The sequence below is a fragment of the Mycolicibacterium smegmatis genome, assembly GCF_001457595.1.
In the GTDB taxonomy this organism is placed as follows: Bacteria; Actinomycetota; Actinomycetes; order Mycobacteriales; family Mycobacteriaceae; genus Mycobacterium; species Mycobacterium smegmatis.
Window position 1 is genome coordinate 6950613 of record NZ_LN831039.1, and the last position, 14503, is coordinate 6965115.

Genomic DNA, 14503 nt, shown 5'->3' on the forward strand with positions numbered 1-14503 from the left:
TCGTCTCGCATTAGGTTGCTTTAGATGAGCGTCAGACGACTCGCGGCGCTGCTGGCATCGACCCTGATGGTGATGGGGCTGGTACTGGCGGGCCCGGCCAGCGCCGATGTCGACCAGTGCGCACCACCGGGCATCGACAGCGCCAGCGCGCTGCCCACCAACCTGGCGGCCGCGGCCGCCGGTCCCGACGCCGACAGGTACACGACGCCGACGGTCAAACCGCTTCAGGACATCCGGGTCGACCAGCTCGGGCTGTCGACACCCGGTGTCCTGACCGTCGGCACCCTCTCCGATGCGCCGCCGAGCATCTGCATCGACTCGGCCGGGCAGTTCACCGGGTTCGACAACGAACTGCTGCGCGCCGTCGCCGACAAGCTCGGCCTGCGCGTCGACTTCGTCGGCACCGAGTTCTCGGGCCTGCTCGCGCAGACCGCGTCGCGGCGCTTCGACGTCGCGTCGTCGTCGATCACCACCACCGATGCGCGCAGGCGCACCGTGGGTTTCACCAACGGCTACGACTTCGGCTACTTCTCGCTGGTGGTGCCGACCGGTTCGCCGATCACGGGGTTCGACCAGCTCGGACCCGGGCAGCGTATCGGCGTCGTGCAGGGCACCGTGCAGGAGTCCTACGTGATCGACACCCTGCACCTCGAACCCGTGAAGTACCCCGACTACAACACCGTCTACGCGAGCCTCAAGACACGCCAGATCGATGCGTGGGTCGCGCCGTCGCAGCAGGCGTCGGGCACCGTGCAGCCGGGCGATCCGGCGCAGATCATCGAAAACACCTTCAGTCTGGACAATTTCGTGGCCTGGGCGGTCGCGAGGGAGAACCAGCCGCTCATCGACGCGCTGAACTCTGGTCTCGACGCGATCATCGCCGACGGGACGTGGGCCCGGCTCTACACCGACTGGGTACCGCGCGCCCTGCCGCCCGGCTGGAAACCCGGCTCCAAGGCCGCGCCGGAACCCCAGCTGCCCGATTTCAACGCGATCGCCGCGGCCCGCGAGGAACCCGAGGACACCGGGCCGGTCGGACCGAAATCCGTGCTGTCGCAACTCGCGGACTCGTTCCTCGACTGGGACCTGTACAAGCAGGCCGTCCCCGACCTGCTCAAGACCGGCCTGCCCAACACCCTGATCCTGACCGTCAGCGCGGGCATCATCGGCCTGGTGCTCGGCATGGGCCTGGCCATGGCGGGAATCTCGCGCGCGGTGTGGCTGCGATGGCCCGCCCGCATCTACACCGACATCTTCCGCGGCCTGCCCGAGGTGGTGATCATCCTGCTGATCGGGCTCGGTGTCGGGCCGATCGTCGGCCACCTGACCGGCAACAACCCGTACCCTCTGGGCATCGCGGCGCTCGGGTTGATGGCCGCGGCCTACATCGGGGAGATCTTCCGCTCGGGCATCCAGAGCGTGGAGGCCGGCCAACTGGAAGCCGCACGCGCACTGGGGTTCAGCTACCGCTCGTCGATGCGCCTGGTCGTGGTGCCCCAGGGTGTCCGGCGCGTGCTGCCCGCGTTGATGAACCAGTTCATCTCGCTGCTGAAGGCGTCGTCGCTGGTGTACTTCCTCGGCCTGATCGCCAACCAGCGTGAACTGTTCCAGGTGGGCCGAGACCTCAACGCGCAGACCGGAAATCTGTCGCCGCTCGTCGCGGCAGGCCTGTTCTACCTGATGCTGACCATCCCGCTGACACACCTGGTGAACTACATCGACAACCGGCTGCGGCGGGGCCGGCCCGCGACCGAGGAAGATCCGGTACCGCCGGCCGCCACCCAGGAGATGATCTGATGCCGGCTCCCGACGCGGTCTCCTTGACCGCCACGAACATTCACCTGGCATTCGGCCCCAACAAGGTGCTGCGCGGTGTCGACCTCGACGTGCCCGCCGGGACCACCACGGCGGTCATCGGCCCCTCCGGATCGGGCAAGTCCACGCTGCTGCGCACGCTGAACCGCCTGTACGAACCCGACGAGGGTGATGTCCTGCTGGACGGACGATCGGTGTTGCGCGACAACCCGGATCAACTGCGTCAGCGCATCGGCATGGTGTTCCAGCAGTTCAACCTCTTCCCCCACCGCAGCGTTCTCGACAACGTCACGCTGGGCCCGCGCAGGCTCAAAGGGCTGGGCGCCGACGACGCGCGCGAACTGGGTCTGGCGCAACTCGACCGGGTTGGGTTGCGGCACAAGGCCGATGTGCGGCCTGGCACGTTGTCTGGCGGTCAACAGCAGCGCGTCGCGATCGCCCGCGCGCTCGCGATGGCACCACAGGTGATGTTCTTCGACGAGGCCACCTCGGCGCTCGACCCGGAACTGGTCAAGGGCATCCTGAGCCTGATGGCCGATCTCGCCGCGGACGGCATGACCATCGTCGCTGTCACACACGAGATGGGGTTCGCGCGGTCGACGGCAAATACTGTCGTGTTCATGGACCAGGGCCGCGTTGTCGAGTCCGGCGAGCCCGATCAACTCTTCGAAGCAGCGGAAACAGATCGCCTGCGCCGCTTCTTGTCCCAGGTTCTGTGAATCAATCGGGCAAACCTGGCAAGCAGCTCACCCTACCGGCGCAGACAGGTTAGACTGGCGAACTATGGCAGAGACCGAACCGCAGGTCACCGAGCTGGCTGGAGAGCTGCAACGCGTTCTCTCCAAAGTCTTCTCGGTGCTGCGCCGCGGCGACACACATCGCGGCACCGCCGGCGACCTGACGTTGGCCCAGCTGTCGATCCTGTTGACCCTCCTGGAGGGCGGGCCGATCCGCATGACCGAGCTCGCGGCCCGCGAGCGCGTCCGTACGCCCACCACCACCGTCGCGATCCGCCGCCTGGAGAAACTCGGTCTGGTCAAGCGTTCGCGCGACCCCTCTGACCTGCGCGCCGTGCTGGTCGACGTCACGCCGCAGGGCCTGGTGCAGCACCGCGAGTCACTGGCCGCCCGACGCGCCGACCTCGCCGAACGACTCAGCAAGCTCAGCGACGAGGATCTCGCGACCCTCGCCAGGGCCCTCGGGCCGCTGGAACGCCTCGCCGGGCAGGACGAGGACAAGAAGAACGAACGCGAGACGCCCAAACCCGCCGAACAGACCAGCTAGGTGCCGGGCTAACCCAGCCAGTCCAGCACGGCCGCGGCGGTCCAGGACTGCTGCATGCTGCCCAGCGGTTCACCCGTGAACGGCTCGTAGTACTCGGCGAACGTGCCGTCGCTGGCCTGCCGCAGGCCCTCCTGCCGCAGCAGGCGCGCCCGCTCGGCCCAGCCACGGCGCGCGAAACACCACGAGAACAGCCAGGTCATGACCGGCCACACCGGGCCGCGCCAGTACTCGCGCGGACGGAAATCGCGCGACACGGGTGACGTCGACGGGATGACGCTGTACCGCAGATCCGGGTGGCCGCAGAACCGCGGGCCCTCCAGGCGCTTGATCAGCGTCCGCTCCTTGTCGTGCGGCAACCCGCCGCACAACAGCGGCGCGAACTGCGCCACGGTCTCGGTGGCCACCCATCTGCCCGCGCGCACGTCGAAATCCCTTGCCGCGCCGGTGCGGTCGTCGGTCGAATCGATCACGCCGGCCCGGAACCGGTCGGCCCACGCGTACAGATCCCGCACATCGGCGTGCGGGCGTTTGTGGTCCTCACCGATCTCGGCCAGCACCTGGCAGGCCACCGAGAAGATGGCCGAGACGAACACGTCCTCGACCGCGAAGCTCATCACCTTCGGCAGCAGATCGTCGTCGTAGCGAACCGATTTCATCTCCTCGAGCAGCCACAGGTACCGGTCGTACTCGAGGTCGCTGGGCCGCTGCGTCGCGTCGGTGACGATGGTGTTGTCCTCGCGCTGGTACTCGGGCACGTTGCCGGGAACCACGTTGGCGTAGGCGCTGTCCCAGCGCGGTGAGTTGTCCATGCCGGACTCCCAGCCGTGGTACAGCGTGATCCGTCCGTGGCCGTCCGGATCGCGCTTCTCGGCCAGCCACCGGTGCCAGCGCACCAGATCGCTCCAGCGCCGGTCCAGGAAGGCCGCGGCCACCGCGCGAGTCGAGCGGCCCCGGTTGCGCGCCTGGTCGAGGATGCGTTGCACCGCGATGGCGTGCACGGGCGGTTGCGTGATGCCCGAGGTGTGCCGGATGCGCGGCGCGTTCGCCGCGAGCGCCTGTGTCGCCCAGCGGGCCGGGCCGGGGAAGTACCCGTCGACGCCGTTGGCGAACACGATGTGCGGGATCATCCCGTTGCGCCACTGCGCCGACAACAGGGTGTCGAGTTCGACGACGGCGCGCTCGACGCTCAGCGGCGCAAGGCCGATCGCGACGAACGCCGCGTCCCAACTCCACATGTGCGGGTACAGCAGGGGCGCGGCCGTGGTCATGGTGCCCAGGTCGTTACCGCGCAGCAGATACGCGGCGCGGGCAGCAAGTTGTGTCGGCGCGAAGCTCGGATCGGGTGGCATCGCTACCATCATGCGACGCCGGGGCCGAAGTTGCAGGTCGGTAGGCTTGTCGGCGTGCCGACCGCGCTGATCACCGGAGCGAGCGGGGCCATCGGTTCGGCCATCGCCGCTGCCCTCGCCCCCACCCACACCCTGTTGCTGGCGGGTCGCCCGTCGGCCCGGCTCGACGAGGTCGCCGAACGCCTGGGCGCCCCGACCTGGCCACTCGACCTCACCGACGCCGATTCGATCGAGTCGAGCACCGAGGTGCTCGCCGAACTCGACGTGCTGGTGCACAACGCGGGGGTGCTGTTCCCGGGCCGCGTCGGCGAATCCACGGCCGACGAGTGGCGTGCGTCGTTCGAGGTGAACGTCACAGGTGCCGTCGCGCTGACGCTGGCGTTGCTGCCTGCGTTGCGCGCCGCGCGCGGGCACGTCGTGTTCATCAATTCAGGTGCGGGGCGCAACGTGTCGGCGGGCATGGCCTCGTACTCGGCGAGCAAGTTCGCGCTGCGCGCGTTCGCCGACTCACTGCGCGCCGATGAACCGTCGCTGCGGGTCACCTCGGTGTTCCCGGGGCGCACCGATTCGGACATGCAGCGCGAACTGATCGCCTACGAGGGCCGCGAGTACGACCCCGGCAGTTTCCTGCGGCCCGAGACCGTCGCGGGGCTGGTGGCCTCGGCCGTCAACACCCCACGCGACGGCCACGTCCACGAGATCGTGGTCCGCCCGGGCTAGACCCGGCTAGACGACCAGGTTGACCAGTCGGCCCGGGACAACGATGACCTTCTTGGGCGTGGCCCCGGCCAGGAACGCCTGCACCTTCTCGTCGGCCAGGGCCGCGGCCTCGAGCGCGGCCTTGTCCGCGTCGGCCGCCACGACGATCTTGCCGCGCACCTTGCCGTTGACCTGGACGGGGAACTCGATGGTGTCCTCCACCAGGTACTGCGGGTCGGCCTCGGGGAAAGGTCCGTGTGCCAGCGAGGTGTCGTGGCCCAGCCGCTTCCACAGTTCCTCGGCGAGGTGCGGCGCCAGCGGCGCGACCATCAGCACCAGTGGTTCGATCGCGGCGCGCGCCGCCACACCCTCCTTGGTGAGGTGGTTGGTGTACTCGATGAGCTTGGCGGCCGCGGTGTTGTTGCGAAGTGCCGCATAGTCTTCGCGCACACCTTCGATCGTGCGGTGCAGCAGGCGCAGCGTCTCGTCGCTGAGTGCCTCGTGCTCGACGACACGCACGTTGCCCGAGGTCTCGTCGATCACGACGCGCCACACACGCTGCAGGAAGCGGTGCGCACCGACGACGTCCTTGGTGGCCCACGGCCGCGACGCCTCGAGCGGGCCCATCGACATCTCGTACACGCGCAGCGTGTCGGCGCCGTAGTTGTCGCAGATCTCGTCGGGCGACACCGAGTTCTTCAGGCTCTTGCCGATCTTGCCGAACTCCTGGTTCACCTCTATTTCACCATCGGGACCGGGCCAGAAGAACTTGCCGTCCCGCTCGATCACCTCGGCGGCGGGCACATAGGTGCCGCGCGAGTCGGTGTAGGCGAAGGCCTGGATGTAGCCCTGGTTGACCAGGCGTCGGTACGGCTCACGCGAGCTGACGTAACCCAGGTCGTAGAGCACCTTGTGCCAGAACCGCGAGTACAGCAGGTGCAGCACAGCGTGTTCCACGCCGCCGACGTACAGGTCGACACCGCCCGGATCCTCCGGGCCGTGCTCGTCGGGGCGCGGCCCCATCCAGTACGCCTCGTTCTCCTTGGCGCACATCTCATCCGGATTGTGCGGGTCGGTGTAGCGCAGCTCGTACCACGAGCTGCCGGCCCACTGCGGCATGACATTGGTGTCACGCGTGTAGGACTGCAGACCGTCACCGAGGTCGAGTTCGACGTGGACCCATTCGGTGGCCTTGTTCAGCGGCGGCGAGGGCTCGCTGTCGGCGTCGTCCGGGTCGAACAGCACCGGCGAGTAGTCGGGGACGTCCGGAAGCTCAACGGGCAGAGCAGATTCCGGCAGCGGGTGGGCACGTCCGTCGGCGTCGTAGACAATGGGGAACGGCTCACCCCAGTAGCGCTGGCGGGCGAACAGCCAGTCACGCAGCTTGTACTCGACGCGGCGCTTCCCGCGGCCGTCGGCCTCGAGACGGGCGATGATGGCCTCCTTGGCCGACGCCACATCCATGCCGTCGAGGAAGCCCGAGTTGACCATGGTGCCGTCGCCCGCGTAGGCGGCCTCCGAGATGTCACCACCGGTCACCACCTCGATGATGGGCAGGCCGAACTCCTTGGCGAAATCCCAGTCACGCTGATCGCCGCCGGGCACCGCCATGATGGCGCCGGTGCCGTAGCCGGCCAGCACGTAGTCGGCGATGAAGATCGGAACCTGTTTGCCGTCAGCGGGATTGGTCGCGTAGGCACCCAGGAACACACCGGTCTTGGTCTTGTTCTCCTGGCGCTCCAGATCCGACTTCGCGGCGATGTCCGTGCGGTAGGCCGCGACGGCCTCGCGCGGGGTCGCCGCGCCGTAGGTCCAGCGCTCGTCGGTGCCGTCGGGCCACGCGTCGGTCACCAGCGTGTCGACCAGATCGTGCTCGGGGGCCAACACCAGATACGTTGCGCCGAACAACGTATCGGGACGCGTGGTGAACACCTCGATGTCGTCGGCCGCGGTCGCGAACAGCACCGAGGCACCCGTCGAGCGGCCGATCCAGTTGCGCTGCATGGTCTTGACCTTCTCGGGCCAATCCAGCACGTCGAGATCCTCGAGGAGCCTGTCGGAGTACGCGGTGATGCGCATCATCCACTGGCGCAACCGCTTCCGGAACACCGGGAAGTTGCCGCGGTCGCTGCGGCCCTCGGAGGTCACCTCCTCGTTGGCCAGCACGGTGCCCAGACCGGGGCACCAGTTCACCATCGAGTCGGCGCGGTACACCAAGCGGTAACCGTCGATCACATCGGCGCGCTCACCCTTGGACAGATCGGCCCAGTTGCGGCCGTCGTCGAGCGTGCGCTTACCCGATTCGAACTCCTCGACCAGCTCGCTGATGCGGCGGGCCTTGTTCTGGTCGCGGTCGAACCAGGCGTTGTAGATCTGCAGGAAGATCCACTGCGTCCACTTGTAGTAGTCGACGTCGGTGGTGGAGAAGCTGCGGCGCGTGTCGTGGCCCAGCCCCAGCCGGCCCAGCTGCCTGCGGAAGTTGACGATGTTGGCCTCGGTGCGCGTGCGCGGATGCGTCCCGGTCTGCACCGCGTACTGCTCGGCGGGCAGGCCGAAGGCATCGAACCCCAGCGCGTGCAACACGTTGCGGCCGAGCATGCGGTAGTAGCGCGCGTAGACGTCTGTCGCGATGTAGCCGAGCGGGTGCCCGACGTGCAGACCGTCGCCCGACGGGTACGGGAACATGTCCTGGACGAACATCTTGTCGGCAGGAACATCCGAGCCGTCCTTCGGCGCGAGTGACCCCACGGGATTGGCGACGTTGAACGTGCCGCGGTCCGACCACGTCTCCTGCCACGCCCGCTCGATCTGCCCCGCGAGATCCGCGTTGTAGCGATGACGCGGGATCTGCTCATCGGGTGTTGTCGGCGTGGTTGCGGGTTCGGTCACGACCAACAGGGTATAAGGCGGCCGCAAACCGCTCGAAGTCGCTGACCTCCGCAGACCGTCAGGGCACAGCTTGGTATCGGTTCCGTCGCGGGCAAGTCAGAGCTTGATTCCAGGTGTGTAGAGATCCTGGTTTCGGCACCTGCGGCATGGATACAGTCAGCGCCTGACGTACGGCAGCAAACAGCTTCGAATCGTTGGGGAAGGACGCACGCAATGACCGAGAGTGCCCGTCGTTGGCGGGTTCTGAGCGCAGGGGTGGCCGCGGGACTGGCCGGTTTCGTCAGCCTTGCCGGCAACACCGCATCCGCCGAACCAGTGTTGCCCATGCCACCGGCGCCCGTGCCGTCACCGGTGGTGCAGCAGGCGGCCCCGCTCGCTCCTGCGGCCGCGCCCGCGGCTGCTGCGGTACCCGGAACGTCGAGCCTGGGCGTGACGAATCAGACACCAGGCGTCGCCGTGCCCGCGGCGCCCGCAGCGGTGCCGCAACCGGCGATCGTCCCGGCGACCTCCGGCACGCTCTCGGAATTCCTCGCCGAGCACGGCGTCAAGATGGAGCCGCAGGTCGCCGACAACTTCACGGCGCTCAACATCGTGCTGCCCATGCCGACGAACTGGACGAAAGTCCCCGATCCGAACGTGCCGAACGCGTTCGCCGTGATCGCCGACCGCACCAGCAAGGACCTGTACACACCCAACGCCCAGGTGGTGGTCTACAAGCTCATCGGCGACTTCGACCCGCGCGCGGCGATCAGCCACGGCTACGTCGACAGCCAGAAGCTTCTCGGCTGGCGTACCACCGACATGGCGATGGGCGACTTCTACGGATTCCCCTCGTCCTTCATCGAAGGTAGCTACACCGAGGGCAGCCAGGTGCTCAACACCTCCCGCCGCCACGTCATCGCCACGTCGGGCGACGACCGGTACCTGGTGTCGCTGTCGGTGAACTGGTCGGCCGCCAACCAGGGCATATCGGCCGCCGCGGAAGCGACCGACGCGATCGTCTCGGGCTTCCGGGTCAGCGCGCCGGCGCCCGCTCCTGCGGCTCCGCCCGCCGCGCCCGCACCGGTTGCGCCACCCGCGCTGCCCGCTTTGCCCCAGCTCCCGGGCCTCCCGGGCTAGAGGTTGGGCCGGGGCGCCGAGCCCCGGCCCGATACCGCACGAACGCCGCCGAACTCGTATTGTGGGCCCATGCTGATCGCCGCGCTGCTGTGTCTGAGCGCCGCCGTCGTCGTCGCAGTCCTCGGGTTGTGGCTGTTGACCCGGCCCCGTTACGGAGATCCGGTGCGGGGCGTGTTGAGAGCGGTTGCCCCGACGCAGCTGGCCGCCGCGGTCATGCTCGCCGCGGGCGGCGCCACCGCGTTGGCCGCCGCCCCGCAGACCGGGCTCATGGTCGTCGTGGTGTGCGTCATCGGGGCCATCGCGACCGTGGCCGCGGGCTGCTGGCAGAGCGCCAAGGCCGTCGCCGTCAGTCAAGCGGCGAGTGAAGCGGCGCGCGAGGCGTCCGGCGGCAGCTGCGCCCCGGAGGCGTGCGCGGCCTGCACGCTGTCCTGCAGCAAGTGATCAGTTGCGGCTCACGTCGATGGGGTGGGTCGCCAGCAGCGACATCGGCAGCGGCTGACGTCGCAGCACACGTCCCCACAGGTCGATCCGCGGCTCGATGAGCACGTCGGAGGGCAACGCCGACAACACGATCCAATCGTCGCGCTCGATCTCGCCGTCCAGCTGCCCGGTGGTCCAGCCGGAGTATCCCGCGAAGATGCGGACACCCTCGATGACGGGCGCGAGCTCCTCGGGATCGGCGTCGAGATCCACCATCACCACACGGCCCTGTACATGCCGCAACCCGTCGACGCCGTCGGCCTGCATGCCGACCCGCAGCGTCGCGAGACACAACGCCGAATCCCGTTTGACCGGGCCGCCGATGAACATCGTCTTGGGTTTCGCGGTGACCTCGGCCCACTGCGGCAGGACGTTGTAGACAGCGGTCTCACTCGGCCGGTTGAGGATCACCCCGAGCGTGCCGCCCGAATTGTGCTCGACGATGTAGATGACCGTGCGCCGGAACGTCGGCTCGAGCAGATCGGTGTTGGCGAGCAGCAGTGTTCCCGGGCGTACCCGGTGGGCCGCAGGGGCGATGAAATCCTCCGGATCCTCTGACTGCGCCACTCATACATCATGGCACCAGCACCCGCGTGACGTGGCGAACAAATTAAGGCGTGGCCGGAAATATCCGGATCTTTGTACTGTGGAGCGGGTTGCCGACCGCTGTCTGGACAGCCCCCCGAACAGGACGTGATCTTCGTGGTTGACGCTCGCGCGCCCATCGCCTTGTGGCGGTCGTTGCGGGCCATGACCGAGTTCCGCCGGTTGCTCGAATTGCGCGCGGTCAGCCAGTTCGGTGACGGCCTGTTCCAGGCCGGCCTGGCCGGGGCCATCCTGTTCAATGTCGAGCGCGCCGCGGGCCCGTGGCAGATCGCGGGTTCGTTCGCGGTGCTGTTCCTGCCGTACTCCGCACTCGGGCCGTTCGCGGGTGCGCTGCTGGACCGCTGGGACCGGCGTCTGGTGATGATCGGCGCGAACCTCGGGCGGCTGCTGCTCGTGGTGCTCGTGGGCGTGCTGCTGGCGCTCGGCGCCGGGGATCTGGAGATCCTGTGCTGCGCGCTGATCATCAACGGCTTCACGCGGTTCGTGTCCTCCGGTCTGTCGGCCGCGCTGCCCGACGTCGTACCCCGCGGCCAGGTGGTGGCGATGAACTCGGTGGCCACCGCGACCGGGGCGGCCGCGGCGTTTCTCGGCGCCAACTTCATGCTGTTGCCGCGCTGGCTGTTCGGCGCGGGCGACGCCGGGGCCTCGGTGGTGATCTTCATCGTGCTGATCCCCGTCGCGCTCGCACTGTGGCTCTCGGTGCGGTTCGGCCCGCACGTGCTGGGCCCGCACGAGAGCAAGCGCGCGATCCACGGGTCGGTGGCCTATGCCGTGTCGACCGGCTGGCTGCACGGCGCCCGCACGGTCGCCTCGGTCCGCACGGTCGCCGCGACCCTGGGCGGACTGGCCGCGCACCGAGCGGCGTTCGGCATCAACACGCTCATCGTGCTGGTGCTCGTCCGGCACACCGACACCCCGACCCAGGTCGCGGGTGTGGGCCTGGGCACGGCCGTGGTGTTCGTGGGGGCGACCGGTGCCGGGACCTTCCTGGCGACGCTGGTGATGCCTGCCGTCGTCGCGCGTTTCGGCCGCTACGCCACGGCCAACGGCGCGCTCGCGTTCGCCGCGCTGGTGCAGGCCGTCGCGCTGAGCCTGCATCTGCCCGTGATGCTGGTGTGCGGGTTCCTGCTGGGCGCGGCCGGCCAGTTCGTCAAACTGTGCGCCGACTCGGCGATGCAGATCGACGTCGACGACGCGCTGCGCGGGCACGTGTTCACGGTGCAGGACGCGCTGTTCTGGATGTCGTTCGTGTGCGCGATCGCCGTCGCGGCGCTTGTGATCGCGCCCGACGGGCATTCACCGGGCCTGGTCGCGGCGGGTTCGGTGATCTATCTGGCCGGTCTCGGCCTGCACGCCTTCGTCGCCTCCCCGCGGCGGGCCTGATTACGCTGATCCGCATGGCGGCGGAACCGATCGTGGCTGATCTACGGGCCGAGAGCGACGCGCTGGACGCGCTGGTCGCCGACCTGCCCGAGGCGGCCTGGGCGACCGACACCCCGGCACAGGGCTGGACCATCGCCCACCAGATCGGGCATCTGCTGTGGACCGATCAGATGGCGCTTCTCGCGGTCACCGACGAGGCGGGCTTCGCCGAGGCCGTCGCGCGGGCCGCGACGCACCCGACGGGTTTCGTCGACGAGGGCGCCGCCGCACTCGCCGCGCTGCCCGCGGCGCAACTGCTCGCCGAGTGGCGCACCACGAGGGACCGGCTGCACGACGCGCTGCTGGGCGTGGCCGACGGGCGCAAGCTGCCGTGGTTCGGCCCGCCCATGGCCGCTGGTTCGATGGCCACGGCCCGGCTCATGGAGACCTGGGCGCACGGTCTCGATGTGGCCGACGCGCTCGGGGTGCGCAGGCCCGCGACCGACCGACTGCGTTCGGTGGCCCACATCGGTGTTCGCACACGTGATTTCGCGTTCAGCGTGCACGGGTTGACCCCGCCGGCCGAGCCGTTCCGGGTGGAGTTGACCGGCCCTTCGGGTGAGCTGTGGGTGTGGGGACCCGAGGACGCCGCACAACGCGTGACGGGTGTGGCCGAGGAATTCTGCATGCTGGTGACGCAGCGGCGGGCGCCGTCGCAGTTGGATGTGCACGCGACGGGTCCCGACGCGCAGACGTGGCTGACCATCGCGCAGGCCTTCGCGGGGCCGCCGGGCGCCGGGCGGGGCTGACTCGGCTCGTCAGTTCGTTCGAGTGTTGGCTTGTGTGCGAACTTTTCGCGAGATCTCGCACACAAGCCAACACTCGGCGCGGATAACGTGCCTAGAGAGGGGCGGCGGAATCGGCGCGGCCGTCACCGTCGGAGTCGACGAGCCTGAGGTCCCAGCGGCCGTCGCGGTCGGTGTCGACGTGCGCCGAACCGTCGGAGTGCACCTGGTCGGCCAGCCCGTCGCCGTCGGTGTCGACCAGCCGGTCGTCGACCGCACCGTCGGCATCGAAGTCCACCAATACACCTGTGCTGCTTGTGTTTTCCACACCGTCGAGGCCGAACCAGCGGATCTGGCGGTCGACGCTCACCGCCCACGTACCTGAGCCGTCGTCGGTGTAGTAGCTCTCGGCGTGGCCGTCGTCGTCGAGGTCACGCAGCAGATGGTCGGCCACACCGTCGTCGTCGAGATCGGCGAGCACGTCGTCGGTGCGTCCGTCGCCGTCGAAGTCGAGGCCGACGCCGTCGGGGACGCCGTCACCGTCGGTGTCGATCGCGGGCGGCGCGGTCCACATGGTGGCCGTGCCGTCGGGGTCACCCAGGCAGTAATCCATGACTGATTCGACGCACGATCAGCCTCTCGCGTTCCACCATTTCAGCAATTCGTCGACGGCCTCGTCGTGGCTCAGCGGCCCGCGCTCCAGGCGCAGCTCCTTGAGGTACTTCCACGCCTCGCCGACCTGCGGGCCGGGCGGGATGCCGAGGATCTGCATGATCTCGTTGCCGTCCAGGTCAGGACGCACCCGCTGCAGATCCTCTTTCGCCGCGAGTTCGGCGATACGGGCCTCGAGATCGTCGTAGTTGGCACGCAACCGCGCGGCGCGGCGCTTGTTGCGGGTCGTGCAGTCGGCGCGGACCAGCTTGTGCAGCCGGCTCAGCAGCGGACCCGCATCGGTGACGTAGCGGCGCACGGCCGAGTCGGTCCACTTGCCGTCGCCGTACCCGTGGAACCGCAGATGCAGATAGACCAGCTGCGAGACGTCCTCGACCATCTGCTTGGAGTACTTCAGCGCCCGCATGCGCTTGCGGACCATCTTGGCGCCCACCACCTCGTGGTGGTGAAAGCTCACTCCCCCGTCCGGCTCGTGCTTGCGCGTGGCGGGCTTGCCGATGTCGTGCAGCAGTGCGGCCCACCGCAACACCAGGTCCGGACCGTCGTCCTCGAGGTCGATCGCCTGGCGCAGCACGGTCAGCGAGTGCCAGTACACGTCCTTGTGCTGGTGATGTTCGTCGATCGCCATACGCATCTCGCCGACCTCGGGCAGCACCACCGCGCCCATGCCGGTCTGCACCATGAGGTCGATGCCCGCGACCGGGTCGGCGCCCAGCAGCAGCTTGTCGAGTTCGGCCGCGACGCGTTCGGCCGTGATCCGCTCCAGTTGTGGCGCCATCTCGATGAGCGCCTCGAGCACGCGCGGCGCGACCGAGAACCCCAGTTGTGAGACGAACCTCGCCGCACGGAGCATGCGCAGCGGATCGTCACCGAACGACACCTCCGGCGCCGACGGGGTGTCGAGCACCTTGTCGCGCGCGGCCGCGAGCCCGCCGAGCGGATCGTGGAACTCGCCCGGCCCGTCGGCCGTGATGCGCACCGCCATGGCGTTGATCGTGAAGTCACGACGCACCAGGTCGTCGCCGAGGTTGTCACCGAACTCGACCGTGGGGTTGCGCGACACCTGGTCGTAGCTGTCGGCGCGGAACGTCGTGATCTCGAGGCGGTCGTCGCCCTTGCCGACGCCGATGGTGCCGAACTCGATGCCGGTGTCCCACAGCGCGTCGGACCAGCCGCGCAGGAATTTCTGCATCTGCTCGGGGCGCGCGTCGGTGGTGAAGTCGAGGTCGCTGTTCTCGGTGAGCCTGCCGAGCAGCGCGTCGCGCACACTCCCGCCCACCAGGTACAGCTCGTGGCCTGCGGCAGCGAACACCGCGCCGAGCTCGCGCAGGACCCCGGCGCGGCGGTTCAACGCAACCAGCGCACCGGCCAGCAGTTCGGCAGTAGCAGCAGCTTCGGGCACGTTCGATGAGCCTAATGCGCGCCGCGCACGCGCTACCGGCG

The 14503-nt window shown here is 68.7% G+C and carries 13 protein-coding genes; 8 read left to right on the top strand and 5 right to left on the bottom strand.

The genetic code is table 11. The features are described from left to right. Nucleotides 1-24: 24 nt before the first annotated feature. From AT701_RS33760 to AT701_RS33770, 3 genes are all read left to right on the top strand, one after another. Nucleotides 25-1797, top strand: a complete 1773-nt coding sequence (locus AT701_RS33760) for an ABC transporter substrate-binding protein/permease (RefSeq protein WP_058127461.1) — start codon at nucleotides 25-27, stop codon at nucleotides 1795-1797. Continuing rightward, a complete protein-coding gene (locus tag AT701_RS33765; RefSeq protein ID WP_011731624.1) occupies nucleotides 1797-2534 on the top strand; it encodes an amino acid ABC transporter ATP-binding protein in 738 nt (245 codons plus the stop codon). Before AT701_RS33760 ends, AT701_RS33765 begins: the two co-directional genes overlap by 1 nt. A gap of 64 nt (nucleotides 2535-2598) precedes the next feature. Next, nucleotides 2599-3099, top strand: a complete 501-nt coding sequence (locus AT701_RS33770; protein WP_003898335.1) for a MarR family winged helix-turn-helix transcriptional regulator — start codon at nucleotides 2599-2601, stop codon at nucleotides 3097-3099. Nucleotides 3100-3107: 8 nt separating this feature from the next. On the opposite strand, the gene ggh is transcribed toward AT701_RS33770, so the two are convergent. Next, nucleotides 3108-4448, bottom strand: coding sequence for a glucosylglycerate hydrolase (ggh, locus tag AT701_RS33775; RefSeq protein ID WP_003898336.1), 1341 nt, complete (start codon nucleotides 4446-4448; stop codon nucleotides 3108-3110). A 54-nt stretch (nucleotides 4449-4502) separates the two neighbouring features. On the opposite strand from ggh, the gene AT701_RS33780 reads away from it, so the two are divergent. Further along, nucleotides 4503-5168, top strand: coding sequence for an SDR family oxidoreductase (locus tag AT701_RS33780; protein ID WP_003898337.1), 666 nt, complete (start codon nucleotides 4503-4505; stop codon nucleotides 5166-5168). 6 nt (nucleotides 5169-5174) lie between these two features. Here the strand turns inward: AT701_RS33780 and leuS are convergent, their stop codons facing one another. Continuing rightward, a complete protein-coding gene (leuS, locus tag AT701_RS33785) occupies nucleotides 5175-8036 on the bottom strand; it encodes a leucine--tRNA ligase (RefSeq protein ID WP_003898338.1) in 2862 nt (953 codons plus the stop codon). Between the two features lie 213 nt (nucleotides 8037-8249). On the opposite strand from leuS, the gene AT701_RS33790 reads away from it, so the two are divergent. Then, nucleotides 8250-9155 (top strand): LpqN/LpqT family lipoprotein, encoded by a 906-nt coding sequence (locus AT701_RS33790; protein WP_058127462.1) that lies wholly within the window; start codon nucleotides 8250-8252, stop codon nucleotides 9153-9155. Nucleotides 9156-9224: 69 nt separating this feature from the next. After that, the gene (locus tag AT701_RS33795) at nucleotides 9225-9596 is read left to right on the top strand and encodes a hypothetical protein (RefSeq protein WP_058127463.1); all 372 of its coding nucleotides are present in this window, start codon (nucleotides 9225-9227) and stop codon (nucleotides 9594-9596) included. Here the strand turns inward: AT701_RS33795 and AT701_RS33800 are convergent, their stop codons facing one another. Further along, on the bottom strand, nucleotides 9597-10202 hold the full coding sequence (locus AT701_RS33800; RefSeq protein ID WP_003898342.1) for a YqgE/AlgH family protein: 606 nt from the start codon (nucleotides 10200-10202) through the stop codon (nucleotides 9597-9599). A gap of 135 nt (nucleotides 10203-10337) precedes the next feature. Here AT701_RS33800 and AT701_RS33805 point away from each other — a divergent pair, with 135 nt between their 5' ends. After that, nucleotides 10338-11624: an MFS transporter gene (locus AT701_RS33805; protein ID WP_003898343.1), complete on the top strand. Its 1287-nt coding sequence runs from the start codon at nucleotides 10338-10340 to the stop codon at nucleotides 11622-11624. Between the two features lie 14 nt (nucleotides 11625-11638). Beyond that, entirely contained in the window at nucleotides 11639-12412 is a 774-nt protein-coding gene (locus AT701_RS33810; protein ID WP_058127464.1) for a TIGR03084 family metal-binding protein, read from the top strand. Between the two features lie 91 nt (nucleotides 12413-12503). On the opposite strand, the gene AT701_RS33815 is transcribed toward AT701_RS33810, so the two are convergent. Then, nucleotides 12504-13001: a hypothetical protein gene (locus tag AT701_RS33815; RefSeq protein ID WP_058127465.1), complete on the bottom strand. Its 498-nt coding sequence runs from the start codon at nucleotides 12999-13001 to the stop codon at nucleotides 12504-12506. A gap of 18 nt (nucleotides 13002-13019) precedes the next feature. Beyond that, on the bottom strand, nucleotides 13020-14462 hold the full coding sequence (locus tag AT701_RS33820) for a CCA tRNA nucleotidyltransferase (RefSeq protein ID WP_011731631.1): 1443 nt from the start codon (nucleotides 14460-14462) through the stop codon (nucleotides 13020-13022). Nucleotides 14463-14503 lie beyond the last annotated feature (41 nt).

Excerpts from the sequence above, each read along its gene's own strand:
- AT701_RS33760 (WP_058127461.1), top strand. The coding sequence starts at position 25 with ATGAGCGTCAGACGACTCGCGGCGCTGCTGGCATCGACCCTGATGGTG.
- AT701_RS33765 (WP_011731624.1), top strand. The coding sequence starts at position 1,797 with ATGCCGGCTCCCGACGCGGTCTCCTTGACCGCCACGAACATTCACCTG.
- AT701_RS33770 (WP_003898335.1), top strand. The coding sequence starts at position 2,599 with ATGGCAGAGACCGAACCGCAGGTCACCGAGCTGGCTGGAGAGCTGCAA.
- ggh (WP_003898336.1), bottom strand. The coding sequence starts at position 4,448 with ATGCCACCCGATCCGAGCTTCGCGCCGACACAACTTGCTGCCCGCGCC.
- AT701_RS33790 (WP_058127462.1), top strand. The coding sequence starts at position 8,250 with ATGACCGAGAGTGCCCGTCGTTGGCGGGTTCTGAGCGCAGGGGTGGCC.
- AT701_RS33795 (WP_058127463.1), top strand. The coding sequence starts at position 9,225 with ATGCTGATCGCCGCGCTGCTGTGTCTGAGCGCCGCCGTCGTCGTCGCA.
- AT701_RS33810 (WP_058127464.1), top strand. The coding sequence starts at position 11,639 with ATGGCGGCGGAACCGATCGTGGCTGATCTACGGGCCGAGAGCGACGCG.
- AT701_RS33815 (WP_058127465.1), bottom strand. The coding sequence starts at position 13,001 with ATGGATTACTGCCTGGGTGACCCCGACGGCACGGCCACCATGTGGACC.